Below are 16,432 nucleotides of genomic sequence, written 5' to 3' on the forward strand. Positions count from 1 at the left end.
CTTTTTATTAGTTATCCCAAAAAATAGGTGATGTGAAAGCGTCATCTGTTGTCTGGTTAGGGACATTTGCAGAATTTGCCACATATTCTGAGTTAGGATACATTAATCGGATTGGGCGTTGCGGCCTGCTGGCAATTAATGATATAGGAAGACTTGATGGGAATCCGGTTCTGGTATATTCGATCCAAGATTCGACACCGTTTATACTATTCAGAGCAATCCATTTTTGTGTTATGATAGCTTCAATTTCATTTCCTGATGAAGCAGCCCATCCTACAAGGTTGGTGGCCTGTGAATAATAAGTACTGGCTTGAGCAGCTGTAAGGCCCAAAGTTTGATAAGAAGCCTGGATTCCAGATTCGTACAATGCCTGAGCGCTTCCAGCCATATAACCTCTTGCGACAGCTTCGGCCTGAAGTAAATAGCTTTCAGCAGCTGTTAGTATATAAGCATCTTGGGAAAAGTTTTTAAGAACTCCATTTCCTAATCCGGAATAAGGAACAACAATGGTTCCTTGTTCGTCAGGAGCGCCTTGGTTTATACCAGCAAAACCTCCGCCAGGAATAGGAGCATATATTTTTTCCAGTCTTGTGTCGTTTGTAGTTCTGAGATAATCAACAGTGTATTGTGTTCCTTTTAAAGACCTGTTGTCGTCTGTTGGGCTTCCGGATAATGTTGTTCCGAAAGTTTCAAAAAACGGATTCATTTTTCCAGTACTTGCTAGGTAGCCAGGATTGTTTGTCACATTTTCGGTTATGAAACCGCTGCCTTCGTTGATGATATCATCAAATTTATCTGCAATATAGGCTTGTTTTGAAGGCATTCCGGATTGGCGAATCAAGATTCTCATCTTTAAGGTATTGGCAAATTTTACCCATTCGTCCATATCTCCGTGAAGCATAATGTCATTTCTGCCCGGATTTAATGCGGAAGCGGGAGCGTTTTTGATAAGATCTATCGCGGCATCTAATTGTACAATCAGGTCGTCATATACAGCTTCTGCATTATCGTAAGCAGGAGTCAGTTCTAAATCGCGTTGTAATGCCTCTGAATAAGGAAGGTTGCCATATAAATCTACAAGATACTGATAATAGAAAGCTTTCATTATTTTGGCAATACCTTGGTAATTTTCATAATCTTCCAAAGTTGTCTTTTCAATCTGATGGAAATTGACCAATGTCAGATACAGGTCATCCCAGATGTCATTATAAAATGTACTGTTTACGGTATACTGCATTTCGTCTTGATAGGCGATAAATTCTTCGATATTGTTCGCCCAGTTATAAGCCATAAAATTACCTACCTGGTTCATCCTGACATTGAGTTTCGCTGCTCCAGAATTTTGAGCATTGGCTAGCAACAATTCCGGCTTCACATTAGTAGGGTTATTTGGGTCTTGATTGATGTCCAGATAATCACTACAGGAAATCAGCAAGAAAAAAGAGGCAACTAATAGTGAGCTTTTTTTGAATATATTTTTCATCATTTCTTGAATTAGAAGGTTAATGTAACATTGAAACCGTAGCTTCTGGTTGGAGGAACTTCATTTACTGATCCAACGCCAACAGCATTTCCTGTAGTAAATCCAAATTCAGGATCTGTATATCGGTTCGCTTTTGGTAGAATCATAAATACGTTGCGGGCGTTTGCTCCAATGGTTATGCCTTCAAAAGGAGAATGCTCTAATGCTTTTTTAGAAAAGGAGTAGCTAAGTGCAATTTCGCGACATTTGAAAGCCGTAGCATCGATTACATAATTCTCTGCTATATTGCTATAAACTGAATCCCAGAAAGGCTGGCCTCCGCTGGACGTTGTAATGCTTGTATTTGGAGTATATACGCCCGGTGCACTTTGATACGATGAGTTAGGGAATACAAATGGTAATCTTCCAGTTTGAGCACTTTGCACTGAAGATCCTGTGAAATCAAGCATTTGTCCTATTTCATTATAAAATACGTGTCCTGTTCTGTAATCAAAAACAGCAGAAAGCCTGAATCCTTTATAATTAAAGTTAGTTGAAAGGCCTACAATGTAATCAGGAGTTGTTTTTCCTAAGTTTTTCAAGGCTGAAGACTGTATAGGGTTACCTGTTGCCTGGTCGATAATTACCCTGCCCTGGTCGTCTCTTTGGTAAGCAGTTCCTTTAATGATAGGATATTCTTGCCCAACAACAGCATAAACTCCTGCAGTTGGAAAACCGCCTAAAGAAAGTTCGTTTACGCCAGGCAATAAGCTCTTAACTTCAGTTTTAGGAGCACTATAGCTGATTCTGAAATCCCAATTAAAATCTTCAGTCTGTATTGGCACAAATCCTAAGTCCAATTCAAATCCTTTGGTCTGTAATTCTCCGGCATTTAGCAAAGCTCTTGTTGCGCCTGAAGAAGAAGAAGCGGCTGAATTGATAATCTGGTCGGTAGAGCTTGAAATATAATAACTTGCATCCAATGAGATTCTTTTATTAAAGAATTCAAGATTCAGGTCGAATTCTTTTGATGTGGTAAACTCAGGCTTTAATCCTGCTAAAGCAACAATATTGTTTAAGTTAAATGATGTCAGGTCGCCATAAGGGAAACCGGCAGATCTAATATAGGTGTTTTGATTTGCATAAGCAGAAGTAGAGTTTCCTACTTTGGTATAACTTGCTGTTACTTTTGCAAAATTCAAAACATTTCCTTTTAATTTAGGAAAAGCAGATGTTGGGATAAATGAAACACCATAGCTAGGGTAGAAGAAGGAGTTGTTTTCCTTAATCAATGCTGAAGACCAGTCGTTTCTTCCGGTAATATTTAGGAATAAATAGTCTTTATAGCCTAGTTCAGCACTTCCGTATAGTCCGATGCTTCTTAATCGGGAATCGAATTCAACTCCACGAAGCTCGCCAGTTCTCAAAGAGACATTGTAAAGCCCTTCAACAACCAAATTATCACCACGAATTCCGATTTCTTTTGTTCTGATATCTCTGATATTGTTACCCAGTATGATTTTGGCGGTAATATCATCTGTGATGTTAAAATCAAAATTAAACATCAGGTCGCTGTTAATTCTTCTCTCGAAATTTGAACCATCGGAAACACCTTGATTTAAATCCTGACGACCACTGCCGTCTGTGAAAACATGACCGTTATTAGTATGCTTGAAGTCAGAACTCAGCACGCTTACGCCTCCTCTGTATAAAATATTGAACCAGTCGTTTATTTTATAGCCTAAATCAACCGATCCTTGGAATCTCTCTGAAGACGAAATGCGTCGTGAATTTTTCAGAATCCAATAAGGGTTATAGGCATAATTTGTAAAATAATCCTGTAAATCTCCCTGCGAATAAACGCTTAAAGGAACGTTGATAGGAGTCTGCAAAAGCTGGCTGTAGATGCTTCGTCCAGCTTCCGTGTCTGAAAAGAACTCGGTTTCATCGTCAGAACCTGTTAGGCTACCCGCAATGTCTGTCTTATCGGTAAAATAAGAAACATTACCGCCAACCGACCAATTTCCAGAAGTTTTGCTTGTATTCAATCGGAAGGTGTTTTTGTGGTAAACATCACCAGGAATAATTCCTTCTGTTTTTACGTCTTGTGCAGAGAAGAATAAATTACTGGTTTCATCACCTTGTGATAATGAGAAACCATTTTGTTTTGTGGTTCCTACATTAAAAAAGTCTTTGATATTGTTTTTTCTTGCTACATAACTAAATTCTCTGATAGTACCGTCAGGTAATTCAGCTCCTACCTGTACCATTGATCCATCTAATGGTGCTCCCCAGTTTGTGTTTTCAACCGGATCAAGTTCTCCTGCCCAACCTTGACCAAATTTCGTTTGCCTGTCCGGAATGAATTGGACTTTTTCAAAAGTGATGGTTGAATTGTATTGCAATGTCATCTTGCCGTTGCGTCCTTTTTTGGTAGTAATCATAATAGCCCCGTTCGAACCGGCAGAACCGTATAAGGCGGCGGCATTAGCACCTTTCAGAATGGTAGTGGTTTCTATGTCGTTCGGGTTCAATTCGCTTAGAGTGTTCATGGCAGAAGGTACACCGTCAATTACAATAAGAGCTTCATTGTTTCCTGAAATAGATCTTGCGCCTCTTAATACGACTCTGGTTTGTGGATTGACCCCGCTGTTTATAGTATTGATCTGTAAACCGGATACTTTTCCAATCAAAGCTGTGGCTGCATTTACAGCTTTTGCCTGATTTAATTCGTCAGATTTTACGACCTGAGTAGAATAACTCAGTTCTTTTGGGTTTCTTTTTATTCCCAGTGCTGTCACAACAACTGTTTCAAGCTCAGTCGCATCATCTTCAAGAACAATATTGAAATTGGTAGCCGTAGCCATGACTTCTTTTGAGGTCATACCCATGAAACTGAAAACTAAAATGTCGGGAGGCGAAGCTTTAATTTGAAATTTACCATCAAAGTCGGTTTGAGTACCCGTTGTCGTCCCTTTGATGGTTACGCTTACCCCAGGAAGGGGCAGTTCGTTTTGGTCTCTCACTGTACCAGAAATTGTCCTTTCTTGTGCAAAAGAAATCTGCATTATTAACGCAAAAGCAAGCGTTAACAAGCCGTTTAACTTTGTTTTCATTAGATATAGGTTAGAATTAGTTAATCCAAATTTCTTAAATATTTCTTAACAAACCTATACTTTTTTTAATTTTGTTTTTAATATATTAATGTATCAATATAATAGTTGTTAAAATTTAGCTTTAAAGCTAATGTGGACAATTGAATTGGAAAGTTTTATTTGCTGGTCGCCAGTACTGCCGTTGGCATAAACAATATTAAAGAGTCCGTTTTTGGTAAGTAATCCAAATCCGAACCCAAGCCCCAAAAGATTTCCATCATTGTCTGTAGTCTTGTCCTGATAATACCCAAAGTCAATAATCGAATGTACGTAAATTGTCGGAGCCAAGACATATCTATATTCTGTGAGTATAGAAGAATAGAGATTGGCCTGCAGGCTGTTCTCATTAAAACCTCGTATGGAATTAATTCCGCCAAAACGGAAAAGCTCATTGGTGATATAGCTGTCACTCTGCAGCAAGAAGTTCTGACTCCGCAGTGCTATAATGTTCTTGTCGTTTAGATAGAGATTGTGCCGGAGATCTATGTTTGTGAAAAATTGGCTGTTTTTTGAATTTTCAGAATTTCTGCTTCCAACACCGGCCTTGATGCTAATTAGTGTTTTGTCTGGAAACAAAAAATCGTCCCTTTTGAATTTTGTGTACTCAAAATTGGAAGTGATGAAAGAGTTGTCGAAATCTCGCAAGATTGAACTGTTGAGGTTTTGAATGTCGTTCGATTCAGTAGATTGGTATCCTATATATAGTCTTGTATTATAATTAAAATAATAGCCTAGGTCAATGGCGGTCTGTGTATTTTGGAAAGTACTGTCCTGCTTGAAGATATTTAACTGGGCTTTGATTCCTAAAGGACTTTTGAATATATAAGGTAATTCGATGTTGACATTAAAGGTCTTTTGGTCATTACCGTCACTTTTCCAATACAGATTAAAACGTTCGCCCACGTTTAGTGAATTGACTAGCAATAGATCGAGATAACCGTTAATTTTCATGTCACCCTTATCATTATTTCCAAAACCTATGAATCCGTCAAAACGATTTGGTTTGGATTTTTCCACATAAACATACACTTTGGTAGTGTCATTCATGAAAAGGATTTCAGGATATTTGGTTTGGGTTACAAATTGAAATTGGTTGAAATCTTCATGAATGTTTTTAAGGCTTTGCTGGTTGAATACCTTATTGCGATAGCGGCGCCTGATTTCCTTTTTGTGTCCTTCAGGAAATTTTTCATAACCGTTAATGACGATATCGTTTACCTGTCGTAGCTTTTCGGTTTCAAATTTTAACTCGGCTAACAGAATATTTTTCCGTTTTTTTAGATTTATGAGTTGAAGTTTGGCTAAAGAATAACCTTTGCGCTCTAAGCTGCCTAAAGTGGTGTTTAGAAAATTTTCGGTTTCACTAAAAGGAATCTTTAGGGTGTCTTCGTTGTTTTGGATGATTCCCAATTGTTTCAATTCAGAATTCTTTCCTATATAAATATGTGTAAAATTGGTTTTGGAACCCAAATGAAATTTGAATAAAAAAGTACTGTCATTCTGTTTTTTGTTTTCCTGTATTTCATTTTCGAGGAAGCCATAGCGTTTTAATTTTTCCGAAAGACTGTTGGCCTCGTCAACAATGCTTTTGGCATTGCTGTGTTTTTTAGAATAACCAATCGAATCGATTGTTTTCAAATCACTTTGGGAATCGGATGTGATTTTTAAATAAAGTTTTTGGCTTAAGCAATTTAAGCTGAATGAAATACAGAATAAAAGAAAAAGAAATCTTTTCAAAATATCATAATTGTTAAAACGCTGTCCGGAATCTCAGGTTTTATTCCGAATTTCTTTCGATTTATAAGAATTAGGAATAAACTATTTGGGTTGTTGGTAAATCACAGTAAAAGTAACGCAAAAATGCAACGAATAATATATAAAAAATAAATCTAGGTTAATCTGTTTGAAAATTAATGGATTAAGGTTTGTTTAAAAAAAAATAATTATTACATTTGCAACCCCGTAAAAAGCGGGAAATTAAATCATAATATATATTAGTATTAATTATGCCAACAATTCAACAATTAGTAAGAACTGGAAGAACCCAGATAACTAAGAAGAGTAAATCGGTTGCTTTAGATTCTTGTCCTCAAAGAAGAGGGGTTTGTACGCGTGTTTACACTACTACACCAAAAAAACCAAACTCTGCAATGCGTAAAGTAGCGCGTGTACGTTTGACAAATGGTAATGAAGTGAATGCTTACATCCCAGGAGAAGGACACAATCTACAAGAGCACTCGATAGTATTAGTTAGGGGTGGAAGGGTAAAAGATTTACCAGGAGTTAGATACCACATCGTTCGTGGAGCGCTTGATACATCAGGTGTTGCAGGAAGAACGCAAAGAAGATCTAAGTATGGTGCAAAACGCCCAAAAGAAGCAAAAAAGTAATTTAAACTTTTAAAGTAAAGACATGAGAAAAAGACAGGCCAAAAAAAGACCTCTTTTACCAGATCCAAAATTTAACGATCAGTTAGTGACGCGTTTTGTGAACAACTTAATGTGGGATGGTAAAAAATCAACTGCTTTCAAAGTATTCTATGATGCATTAGAAATCGTAGAAAACAAGAAACAAGATGCAGAAAAATCTTCATTGGAAATCTGGAAAGATGCTTTGACTAACGTTATGCCTCACGTAGAAGTACGTAGTCGTAGAGTTGGTGGTGCTACATTCCAAATCCCAATGCAAATCAGACCGGATCGTAAAATCTCTATGGCAATGAAGTGGATGATACTTTATGCGCGTAGAAGAAATGAGAAATCTATGGCTCAAAAACTAGCTTCTGAAGTTTTAGCTGCTGCTAAAGAAGAAGGTGCTGCTGTTAAAAAGAGAATGGATACTCACAAGATGGCTGAAGCAAACAAAGCATTCTCTCACTTTAGATTTTAATCCTTAAGAAATGGCTAGAGATTTAAAATATACAAGAAATATCGGAATTGCTGCTCACATTGATGCTGGTAAAACAACAACAACTGAGCGTATCCTTTTTTATACTGGAAAATCACACAAAATTGGTGAGGTGCACGATGGTGCTGCAACAATGGACTGGATGGCGCAGGAGCAGGAGCGTGGTATCACGATTACTTCAGCTGCTACGACTTGTGAGTGGAACTTCCCAACAAACCAAGGGAAACCAACTCCAGATTCAAAGCCTTACCATTTCAACATCATTGATACTCCTGGACACGTTGACTTTACCGTAGAGGTAAACCGTTCTTTGAGGGTATTGGATGGATTGGTTTTCTTATTTAGTGCTGTTGATGGTGTTGAGCCTCAATCAGAAACTAACTGGAGACTTGCTGATCAATACAGAGTTCCACGTATGGGATTCGTAAATAAAATGGACCGTCAAGGTTCTAACTTCCTTGGTGTATGCCAACAAGTTAGAGATATGTTGAAATCCAATGCAGTAGCTATTACATTGCCTATCGGTGATGAGGCTGACTTCAAAGGAGTAGTTGACTTGGTAAAGAATCAGGCTATTGTATGGCATGATGAGACTCAGGGAGCTACTTTCGATATTATCGATATTCCTGCTGACATGGTTGCAGAAGTTAAAGAATACAGATCAATCCTTATCGAGGCTGTAGCTGAATACGATGAAAATCTATTGGATAAGTATATGGAAGATGAGAACTCTATTACAGAGGACGAAATCAACAATGCTTTGAGAGCTGCTACAATTGATATGGCTATCATTCCTATGATTGCTGGATCTTCTTTCAAAAACAAAGGAGTTCAGTTCATGTTGGATGCTGTATGTAAATATTTGCCTTCTCCATTAGATAAAGAAGGTATCGAAGGAATTCACCCTGATGATGCTGATTTATTAGAAGAAGATCAAACTAAAATCTTACGTAGACCAGACGTTAAAGAGCCGTTCGCTGCTTTGGCATTTAAAATCGCTACTGACCCATTCGTAGGTCGTTTGGCTTTCTTCCGTGCTTATTCAGGACGTCTTGATGCTGGTTCTTATGTTTTGAACACTCGTTCAGGAAACAAAGAAAGAATTTCTCGTATCTACCAAATGCACGCTAACAAGCAAAACCCAATCGAATTCATCGAAGCGGGAGATATTGGAGCTGCTGTTGGATTTAAAGATATCAAGACAGGAGATACATTGTGTGATGAAAAGAACCCAATTATCCTTGAATCTATGAAATTCCCTGATCCGGTAATCGGTATCGCTATTGAGCCTAAAACTAAGGCTGACGTAGATAAAATGGGTATGGCTTTGGCTAAATTGGCTGAAGAAGATCCAACGTTTACAGTTAGAACAGATGAGGCTTCAGGTCAGACGATTATCTCTGGTATGGGTGAGCTTCACTTGGATATCTTGGTAGACAGGATGAAACGTGAGTTTAAAGTAGAGGTTAACCAAGGTGAGCCTCAGGTAGAATATAAAGAAGCGTTCACAAGATCTGCTCAACATAGAGAAACATACAAGAAACAATCTGGAGGTCGTGGTAAATTCGGTGATATCGTATTTAGAATCGAGCCTGCTGATGAAGTGGACGGTAAAGTTCCGGTTGGATTACAGTTTGTTAACGAAGTAAAAGGTGGTAACGTTCCTAAGGAATATATCCCAGCTGTTGAAAAAGGTTTCAGAGAAGCAATGAAGCAAGGTCCTTTAGCAGGATATGCGGTTGATAGCTTGAAAGTAACTTTATTAGACGGATCTTTCCACCCTGTGGATTCTGATGCTCTTTCTTTCGAATTAGCTGCGAAAATGGGTTACAAAGAGTCTGGAAAAGCTGCTGGTGCTGTTATCCTTGAGCCAATCATGAAAATCGAAGTTATCACTCCAGAAGAAAACATGGGTGATATCGTAGGTGACTTGAACCGTCGTAGAGGTCAGGTTAATGACATGGGTGACAGAAATGGAGCTAAGACGATCAAGGCTGATGTGCCTTTATCAGAAATGTTCGGTTATGTTACAACATTGAGAACATTGTCATCAGGTAGAGCTACTTCAACAATGGAGTTCTCTCACTATGCTGAAACGCCTTCTAACATTTCAGAAGCGGTAATCAAAAAAGCAAAAGGTAACGCTTAATTCTAAAGAAAAATGAGTCAAAAAATCAGAATAAAACTAAAGTCTTACGATCACAATTTGGTGGACAAATCTGCTGAGAAGATTGTAAAAACTGTAAAAAGTACAGGTGCGGTTGTAACAGGACCAATTCCGTTACCAACTCACAAAAAGATTTTTACTGTGTTGCGTTCTCCGCACGTTAACAAAAAATCTAGAGAGCAATTTGAAGTAATGTCATACAAAAGATTGTTAGACATTTATTCTTCTTCATCAAAAACAATCGACGCTCTAATGAAATTGGAGCTTCCAAGTGGAGTTGAAGTAGAGATCAAAGTATAAGTATCTCATTAAGAAAACAACACATTATTTAGGCGAAAAAATATTTTTAGGATAAATCGCAAAATAGTTTTACTTTTGCGCCTCCAAAAATAGGATTCGTTTGAATAATGTGTTCTATTGTTAGTATTTTAATAATTAATAATTAATATTTATGTCTGGGTTAATTGGTAGAAAAATCGGCATGACCAGTATTTTCGATGAAAACGGGAAAAATATTCCTTGTACAGTAATCGAAGCTGGACCATGTGTTGTTACCCAAGTCAGAACCAATGAGGTTGACGGGTATGAAGCGTTGCAACTTGGTTTCGATGACAAAAATGAGAAACATTCCACAAAAGCTGATCTAGGTCACTTTAAAAAAGCTGGAACTGTAGCTAAGAAAAAAGTCGTTGAATTCAAGTACTTCGAAGAAGAACACAAATTAGGTGATGTACTCACTGTAGACCTTTTTGTAGAAGGCGAATTTGTAGATGTACAAGGTGTATCAAAAGGTAAAGGTTTCCAAGGTGTTGTTAAGCGTCACGGTTTTGGTGGTGTTGGACAGGCTACACATGGTCAGCACAACCGTTTGAGAGCACCAGGATCAGTAGGAGCTTCTTCTTATCCTTCTAGAGTATTCAAAGGAATGCGTATGGCGGGTAGAATGGGAACTGATAATGTAACGGTTCAAAACTTAAGAGTTTTGAAAGTAGTTGCTGAAAAGAACCTACTTTTAGTAAAAGGATGTGTTCCAGGACACAATAACTCTTATGTAATCATTCAGAAGTAATGGAAGTAAAAGTTTTAAATATCAACGGAAAAGAAACTGGCAGAACGATTACTCTTTCTGATTCAGTATTCGCAATTGAGCCAAATAATCACGCGGTATACCTTGATGTTAAGCAATATCTTGCTAACCAAAGACAAGGAACTCACAAAGCTAAAGAAAGAGCTGAAGTTACTGGAAGTACACGTAAGATTAAAAAGCAAAAAGGAACCGGTACAGCTCGTGCTGGTAGCGTTAAGAACCCTTTGTTTAAAGGTGGAGGTACAGTTTTCGGGCCTAGACCAAGAAGTTATTCATTCAAATTGAATAAAAACTTGAAGCGTTTGGCAAGAAAATCTGCTTTCTCAATCAAAGCAAAAGAGTCAAATATTATCGTAATTGAAGACTTCAATTTTGAAGTGCCAAACACTAAAAATTTCATTAACGTTTTGAAAGCTTTAGGGTTAGAAAGTAAAAAATCTTTATTTGTGTTGGGAGAGTCGAATAAAAATGTATATTTGTCCTCACGCAATTTAAAGGCGTCTAGCGTTGTAACTAATTCAGAATTAAGCACTTACGCTATTTTGAATGCAAACAATTTAGTGCTTTTAGAAGGGTCTTTGGAAGGAATTGAAGAAAATTTAAGCAAATAATAGGCCATGAGTATCATAATTAAACCTATAATTACTGAGAAAATTACCAAAGATGGTGAGGTTTTCAATCGCTTTGGATTCATCGTTGACAAAAGAGCAAACAAAATTCAGATTAAGAATGCTATCGAGGCGGCTTATGGAATTACTGTTGTTGAAGTAAACACGATGAACTACAGAGCTGATAGATCTACTAAATATACTAAAAGTGGTATCATCAACGGAAAGACAAATGCTTACAAAAAAGCAATTGTTCAAGTACAAGAAGGAGAAACGATAGATTTTTATAATAATATCTAATAAATAAGGCAGAAACATGTCAGTTAGAAAATTAAAACCTATTACCCCGGGTCAGCGTTTTAGAGTTGTTAATGGTTTTGACGCCATTACAACTGATAAGCCGGAGCGCTCTTTGTTAGCACCGATAAAAAACTCAGGAGGTAGAAATAGTCAAGGAAAGATGACCATGCGTTATACGGGTGGTGGTCACAAGCAACGTTATCGTGTTGTTGATTTCAAAAGAACAAAAGACGGAATTCCGGCTACTGTGAAATCAATCGAATACGATCCAAATCGTACTGCTTTTATCGCTTTGTTAGCTTATGCTGATGGAGCAAAAACTTATATTATCGCTCAAAACGGATTGCAAGTAGGTCAGAAAGTAGTTTCTGGTGCTGATGCATCTCCAGAAATCGGTAATACATTGCCTTTGAGCAAAATTCCTTTGGGAACTGTTATTTCTTGCATTGAGTTGCGTCCTGGACAAGGAGCTGTTATTGCTCGTTCAGCAGGAACTTTCGCTCAGCTAATGGCAAGAGATGGAAAATATGCAACAATTAAAATGCCATCAGGAGAAACAAGATTAATCTTGTTGACTTGTTCGGCTACAATTGGAGCAGTATCTAATTCTGATCATCAATTAGTAGTATCTGGAAAAGCAGGTAGATCTAGATGGTTAGGTAGAAGACCTAGAACAAGACCAGTTGCGATGAACCCTGTTGATCACCCAATGGGTGGTGGTGAAGGACGTTCTTCAGGAGGACACCCACGTTCAAGAAAAGGGTTACCTGCTAAAGGTTACAGAACGCGTTCTAAGCAAAATCCGAGTAACAAGTATATCGTAGAACGTAGAAAGAAATAATAAGATATGGCACGTTCATTAAAAAAAGGACCTTTTGTTCACTATAAGTTAGATAAGAAAGTTCAAGAAAACATTGAAAAAGGTAATAAAGGAGTTGTAAAGACTTGGTCTAGAGCTTCTATGATTACTCCAGATTTTGTTGGACAAACTATCGCAGTTCACAACGGTCGTCAGTTTGTACCTGTTTACGTAACAGAAAACATGGTAGGTCATAAATTAGGAGAATTTTCACCAACAAGATCTTTTAGAGGTCACGCTGGAGCAAAAAATAAAGGTAAAAAATAAGAAGAGCAATGGGAGTTCGTAAAAGAGAAAGAGCTGAAGGCATCAAAGAGGCTAATAAGCAAGTTGCCTTCGCAAAATTGAATAACTGCCCTACTTCACCTAGAAAAATGCGCTTAGTAGCAGATCTAGTAAGAGGTCAGAAAGTGGAAAGAGCTTTGAATATTTTAAGATTCAGCTCTAAAGAAGCTTCAAGAAAGTTAGAAAAACTTTTGTTGTCTGCAATCAATAATTGGGAGCAGAAAAACAGCGAAGGTAACGTAGCTGAAGCAGGCTTAATTGTTAAAGAGATCAGAGTAGATGGTGGTATGATGTTGAAAAGACTTCGTCCAGCTCCACAAGGTCGTGCACACAGAATTAGAAAACGTTCTAACCACGTAACTATCGTGTTGGGACAATTAGATAACACACAAAGCAATTAATAAGATGGGACAAAAGACAAATCCAATTGGAAACAGACTTGGGATCATCAGAGGATGGGATTCAAACTGGTATGGTGGAAATGATTACGGTGATAAACTTGCCGAAGATCACAAAATCAGAAAGTATATCCACGCTCGTTTATCAAAAGCTAGTGTATCAAAAGTAATCATCGAGAGAACTTTGAAGCTTGTAACCGTTACTATCACTACTGCTAGACCAGGTATCATTATCGGGAAAGGTGGCCAAGAGGTAGACAAGTTGAAAGAAGAGCTTAAGAAAATTACTGACAAAGAGGTTCAAATCAACATCTTTGAAATTAAAAGACCAGAGCTTGATGCTTACTTAGTGGCTACAAGTATCGCTCGTCAAATCGAAAGTCGTATTTCATACAGAAGAGCTATTAAAATGGCTATTGCGGCTGCAATGCGTATGAACGCTGAAGGTGTGAAAGTTATGATTTCGGGTCGTTTGAATGGTGCTGAAATGGCACGTTCAGAAATGTTCAAAGAAGGTAGAATTCCTCTATCAACTTTCAGAGCTGACATTGATTATGCACTTGCTGAAGCTCATACTACTTATGGTAGAATGGGAATTAAAGTGTGGATCATGAAAGGTGAGGTTTACGGCAAGAGAGATTTGTCTCCACTAGTTGGAATGGACAAAAAACAAGCCGGAAGCGGTAAAGGTGGAGATGCCCCTCGTGGTAAATCTGACAGACCAAACAAATCAAACCCACGTAAAAGAAAGTAAATTTTTAAATTAAAGAAAAATGTTACAGCCTAAAAGAACAAAATACCGCAAGGTACAGAAGGGTAGAATGAAAGGTAACTCTCAAAGAGGGCACGAACTTTCTAACGGAATGTTTGGTATTAAATCTGTTCATGAAACTGGAATGTTCCTTACTTCTCGTCAAATCGAAGCTGCGCGTATCGCTGCAACTCGTTACATGAAAAGAGAAGGACAATTATGGATTAAAATATTTCCAGATAAACCAATCACAAAGAAGCCACTAGAAGTGCGTATGGGTAAAGGTAAAGGTGCAGTTGAATATTGGGCTGCCGTTGTTAAACCCGGAAGAATTATGTTTGAGGTAGGTGGTGTGCCTTTGTCAGTTGCAAAAGAAGCTTTGCGTCTTGCAGCACAAAAACTTCCTGTTAAAACTAAGTTTGTCGTAGCTAGAGATTTCGAAGCATAATCAATTTTTATTATGAAACAATCAGAAATTAAAGATCTGTCTGTAGCTGAGTTGCAAGAGAAACTTAGTCAACTAAGAAAGACATATGCCGACCTAAAAAATGCTCACGCAATTTCTCCAATTGAAAATCCACTTCAAATCAGAGGTTTGAGAAGATCAGTTGCAAGAATCGCTACAGAGTTAAGCAAAAGAGAGTTACAGTAATTGTATTCTGCTAAAAGATGGAAAAAAGAAATTTAAGAAAAGAGAGAATAGGTGTTGTTACTAGCAACAAAATGGAGAAATCTATTGTTGTTTCTGAAACAAAAAAAGTAAAACACCCGTTATACGGTAAGTTCGTGTTGAAAACTAAGAAATATGTAGCACACGACGAAACAAACGACTGTAACATTGGAGATACTGTAAGAATTAGCGAAACGCGTCCTTTAAGTAAATCAAAATGTTGGAGACTAGTTGAAATCATTGAAAGAGCTAAATAATTATGGTACAACAAGAATCAAGACTAAAAGTAGCAGATAACACAGGAGCTAAAGAAGTTTTAACTATCCGTGTTTTAGGAGGTACCAAAAGAAGGTATGCCTCTGTTGGTGACAAGATTGTAGTATCTATCAAAGATGCAACTCCAAACGGAAACGTGAAAAAAGGAGCTGTTTCAACTGCAGTTGTTGTACGTACCAAAAAAGAAGTGAGAAGAGCTGATGGTTCTTATATCCGTTTCGATGACAATGCATGTGTTCTTTTGAACGCTGCAGGAGAAATGAGAGGAACTCGTGTTTTTGGTCCAGTAGCAAGAGAACTTCGTGAAAAACAATTCATGAAGATTGTATCATTAGCACCAGAAGTGCTTTAATTATTTACAAGATGATAAAGCTAAAAATCAAATCAGGAGATACAGTAAGAGTTATCGCTGGCGACCATAAAGGTGCTGAAGGTAAAGTTCTACGTGTAGATCGTGAAAAAAATAAAGCGATTGTTGAAGGTGTAAACATGGTTTCAAAACACACGAAGCCAAGTGCGAAAAACCCTCAAGGTGGTATCGTTAAGAAAGAAGCTCCTATTCATATCTCAAACATTTCTCTTATAGATCCTAAGACTAAAAAGGCTACAAGAACAGGTGTGAAAGTAGAAGGAGATAAGAAAGTAAGATTTTCAAAAAAATCTAATCAAGTATTATAGTGATGGCTTATATACCTAGACTTAAACAAGAATATAAGGACAGAGTTATCTCTGCTCTTAAGGAAGAATTTGGTTACAAAAATGTAATGCAAGTTCCTAAATTGGAAAAAATCGTTTTGAGCCGCGGAGTTGGAGCTGCTGTATCTGATAAAAAACTTATCGATTATGCAGTAGATGAGTTGACAAAAATTACTGGTCAAAAAGCAGTGTCAACTATTTCTAAAAAAGACGTAGCGTCATTCAAATTGAGAAAAGGAATGCCGATTGGTGCAAAAGTTACTTTGCGTGGCGAAAGAATGTATGAATTCTTAGACAGATTGATTACATCTTCATTGCCTCGAGTAAGAGACTTCAGTGGAATCAAAGCTACTGGTTTTGATGGAAGAGGAAATTACAACCTAGGAGTTTTGGAGCAAATCATTTTCCCGGAAATTGATATCGATAAAGTGAACAAAATCTCTGGTATGGACATTACCTTTGTAACATCTGCAAAAACAGATAAAGAAGCGAAGTCATTATTAGCAGAATTAGGATTACCTTTTAAAAAGAATTAAGTTATGGCTAAAGAATCAATGAAAGCCCGTGAGGTAAAAAGAGAAAAAACGGTAGCGAAGTATGCTGAAAAAAGAAAGGCTTTATTAGAAGCTGGAGATTATGAAGGCCTACAAAAATTACCGAAAAATGCTTCTCCTGTTCGTTTGCACAACCGTTGCAAATTGACTGGAAGACCTAGAGGGTATATGCGTCAATTCGGTATTTCACGTGTAACTTTCCGTGAAATGGCTAACCAAGGATTGATACCAGGAGTTAAAAAAGCCAGCTGGTAAAA

Annotated in this window: 21 protein-coding genes; 18 read left to right on the top strand and 3 right to left on the bottom strand. The window is 37.6% G+C overall.

Annotation, left to right across the window (positions count from 1 at the left end; translation table 11 throughout):
• Positions 1–7: 7 nt before the first annotated feature.
• The 3 genes from ABH942_RS11635 to ABH942_RS11645 form a co-directional block, all read right to left on the bottom strand.
• Entirely contained in the window at positions 8–1,483 is a 1,476-nt protein-coding gene (locus ABH942_RS11635) for a SusD/RagB family nutrient-binding outer membrane lipoprotein (RefSeq protein WP_370032149.1), read from the bottom strand.
• Between the two features lie 11 nt (positions 1,484–1,494).
• The gene (locus tag ABH942_RS11640) at positions 1,495–4,578 is read right to left on the bottom strand and encodes a SusC/RagA family TonB-linked outer membrane protein (RefSeq protein WP_370032151.1); all 3,084 of its coding nucleotides are present in this window, start codon (positions 4,576–4,578) and stop codon (positions 1,495–1,497) included.
• Between the two features lie 108 nt (positions 4,579–4,686).
• Positions 4,687–6,255 carry a hypothetical protein gene (locus tag ABH942_RS11645; protein WP_370032154.1) on the bottom strand — a complete coding sequence of 523 codons (1,569 nt, stop codon included), beginning with the start codon at positions 6,253–6,255 and terminating at the stop codon, positions 4,687–4,689.
• A gap of 368 nt (positions 6,256–6,623) precedes the next feature.
• Here ABH942_RS11645 and rpsL point away from each other — a divergent pair, with 368 nt between their 5' ends.
• The 18 genes from rpsL (at position 6,624) to rpsN (ending at position 16,430) form a co-directional block, all read left to right on the top strand.
• Positions 6,624–7,007: a 30S ribosomal protein S12 gene (gene rpsL / locus ABH942_RS11650; protein WP_007136570.1), complete on the top strand. Its 384-nt coding sequence runs from the start codon at positions 6,624–6,626 to the stop codon at positions 7,005–7,007.
• A gap of 22 nt (positions 7,008–7,029) precedes the next feature.
• The gene (gene rpsG / locus ABH942_RS11655; protein ID WP_121376831.1) at positions 7,030–7,506 is read left to right on the top strand and encodes a 30S ribosomal protein S7; all 477 of its coding nucleotides are present in this window, start codon (positions 7,030–7,032) and stop codon (positions 7,504–7,506) included.
• A 10-nt stretch (positions 7,507–7,516) separates the two neighbouring features.
• The gene (gene fusA / locus ABH942_RS11660; RefSeq protein ID WP_370032157.1) at positions 7,517–9,673 is read left to right on the top strand and encodes an elongation factor G; all 2,157 of its coding nucleotides are present in this window, start codon (positions 7,517–7,519) and stop codon (positions 9,671–9,673) included.
• Positions 9,674–9,685: 12 nt separating this feature from the next.
• Complete coding sequence (gene rpsJ, locus ABH942_RS11665) at positions 9,686–9,991, top strand: 30S ribosomal protein S10 (protein ID WP_056068841.1); 306 nt, start codon at positions 9,686–9,688, stop codon at positions 9,989–9,991.
• A gap of 151 nt (positions 9,992–10,142) precedes the next feature.
• On the top strand, positions 10,143–10,760 hold the full coding sequence (gene rplC, locus ABH942_RS11670; RefSeq protein WP_140000500.1) for a 50S ribosomal protein L3: 618 nt from the start codon (positions 10,143–10,145) through the stop codon (positions 10,758–10,760).
• Entirely contained in the window at positions 10,760–11,389 is a 630-nt protein-coding gene (rplD, locus tag ABH942_RS11675) for a 50S ribosomal protein L4 (protein ID WP_370032159.1), read from the top strand. Before rplC ends, rplD begins: the two co-directional genes overlap by 1 nt.
• A 6-nt stretch (positions 11,390–11,395) precedes the next feature.
• The gene (gene rplW / locus ABH942_RS11680) at positions 11,396–11,686 is read left to right on the top strand and encodes a 50S ribosomal protein L23 (protein ID WP_121376827.1); all 291 of its coding nucleotides are present in this window, start codon (positions 11,396–11,398) and stop codon (positions 11,684–11,686) included.
• 16 nt (positions 11,687–11,702) lie between these two features.
• On the top strand, positions 11,703–12,527 hold the full coding sequence (rplB, locus tag ABH942_RS11685) for a 50S ribosomal protein L2 (protein ID WP_140000498.1): 825 nt from the start codon (positions 11,703–11,705) through the stop codon (positions 12,525–12,527).
• Between the two features lie 6 nt (positions 12,528–12,533).
• Positions 12,534–12,812 (top strand): 30S ribosomal protein S19, encoded by a 279-nt coding sequence (gene rpsS / locus ABH942_RS11690; RefSeq protein ID WP_014085019.1) that lies wholly within the window; start codon positions 12,534–12,536, stop codon positions 12,810–12,812.
• 8 nt (positions 12,813–12,820) lie between these two features.
• Complete coding sequence (rplV, locus tag ABH942_RS11695) at positions 12,821–13,231, top strand: 50S ribosomal protein L22 (protein ID WP_056068831.1); 411 nt, start codon at positions 12,821–12,823, stop codon at positions 13,229–13,231.
• Between the two features lie 4 nt (positions 13,232–13,235).
• Positions 13,236–13,982, top strand: coding sequence for a 30S ribosomal protein S3 (gene rpsC, locus ABH942_RS11700; RefSeq protein WP_370032164.1), 747 nt, complete (start codon positions 13,236–13,238; stop codon positions 13,980–13,982).
• A 19-nt stretch (positions 13,983–14,001) separates the two neighbouring features.
• On the top strand, positions 14,002–14,427 hold the full coding sequence (gene rplP / locus ABH942_RS11705; RefSeq protein ID WP_056068828.1) for a 50S ribosomal protein L16: 426 nt from the start codon (positions 14,002–14,004) through the stop codon (positions 14,425–14,427).
• A 12-nt stretch (positions 14,428–14,439) separates the two neighbouring features.
• On the top strand, positions 14,440–14,631 hold the full coding sequence (gene rpmC / locus ABH942_RS11710) for a 50S ribosomal protein L29 (RefSeq protein WP_140000497.1): 192 nt from the start codon (positions 14,440–14,442) through the stop codon (positions 14,629–14,631).
• A gap of 17 nt (positions 14,632–14,648) precedes the next feature.
• Positions 14,649–14,906 (top strand): 30S ribosomal protein S17, encoded by a 258-nt coding sequence (gene rpsQ / locus ABH942_RS11715; RefSeq protein ID WP_026710306.1) that lies wholly within the window; start codon positions 14,649–14,651, stop codon positions 14,904–14,906.
• Positions 14,907–14,908: 2 nt separating this feature from the next.
• Complete coding sequence (gene rplN / locus ABH942_RS11720; protein ID WP_007803649.1) at positions 14,909–15,277, top strand: 50S ribosomal protein L14; 369 nt, start codon at positions 14,909–14,911, stop codon at positions 15,275–15,277.
• Positions 15,278–15,288: 11 nt separating this feature from the next.
• A complete protein-coding gene (rplX, locus tag ABH942_RS11725) occupies positions 15,289–15,603 on the top strand; it encodes a 50S ribosomal protein L24 (RefSeq protein ID WP_140000496.1) in 315 nt (104 codons plus the stop codon).
• Positions 15,604–15,605: 2 nt separating this feature from the next.
• The gene (gene rplE / locus ABH942_RS11730; protein ID WP_370032167.1) at positions 15,606–16,157 is read left to right on the top strand and encodes a 50S ribosomal protein L5; all 552 of its coding nucleotides are present in this window, start codon (positions 15,606–15,608) and stop codon (positions 16,155–16,157) included.
• Positions 16,158–16,160: 3 nt separating this feature from the next.
• Entirely contained in the window at positions 16,161–16,430 is a 270-nt protein-coding gene (gene rpsN, locus ABH942_RS11735) for a 30S ribosomal protein S14 (protein WP_014085011.1), read from the top strand.
• Positions 16,431–16,432 lie beyond the last annotated feature (2 nt).

Origin of the sequence: Flavobacterium sp. 28YEA47A (assembly GCF_041262125.1) — a bacterium.
GTDB lineage: Bacteria > Bacteroidota > Bacteroidia > Flavobacteriales > Flavobacteriaceae > Flavobacterium.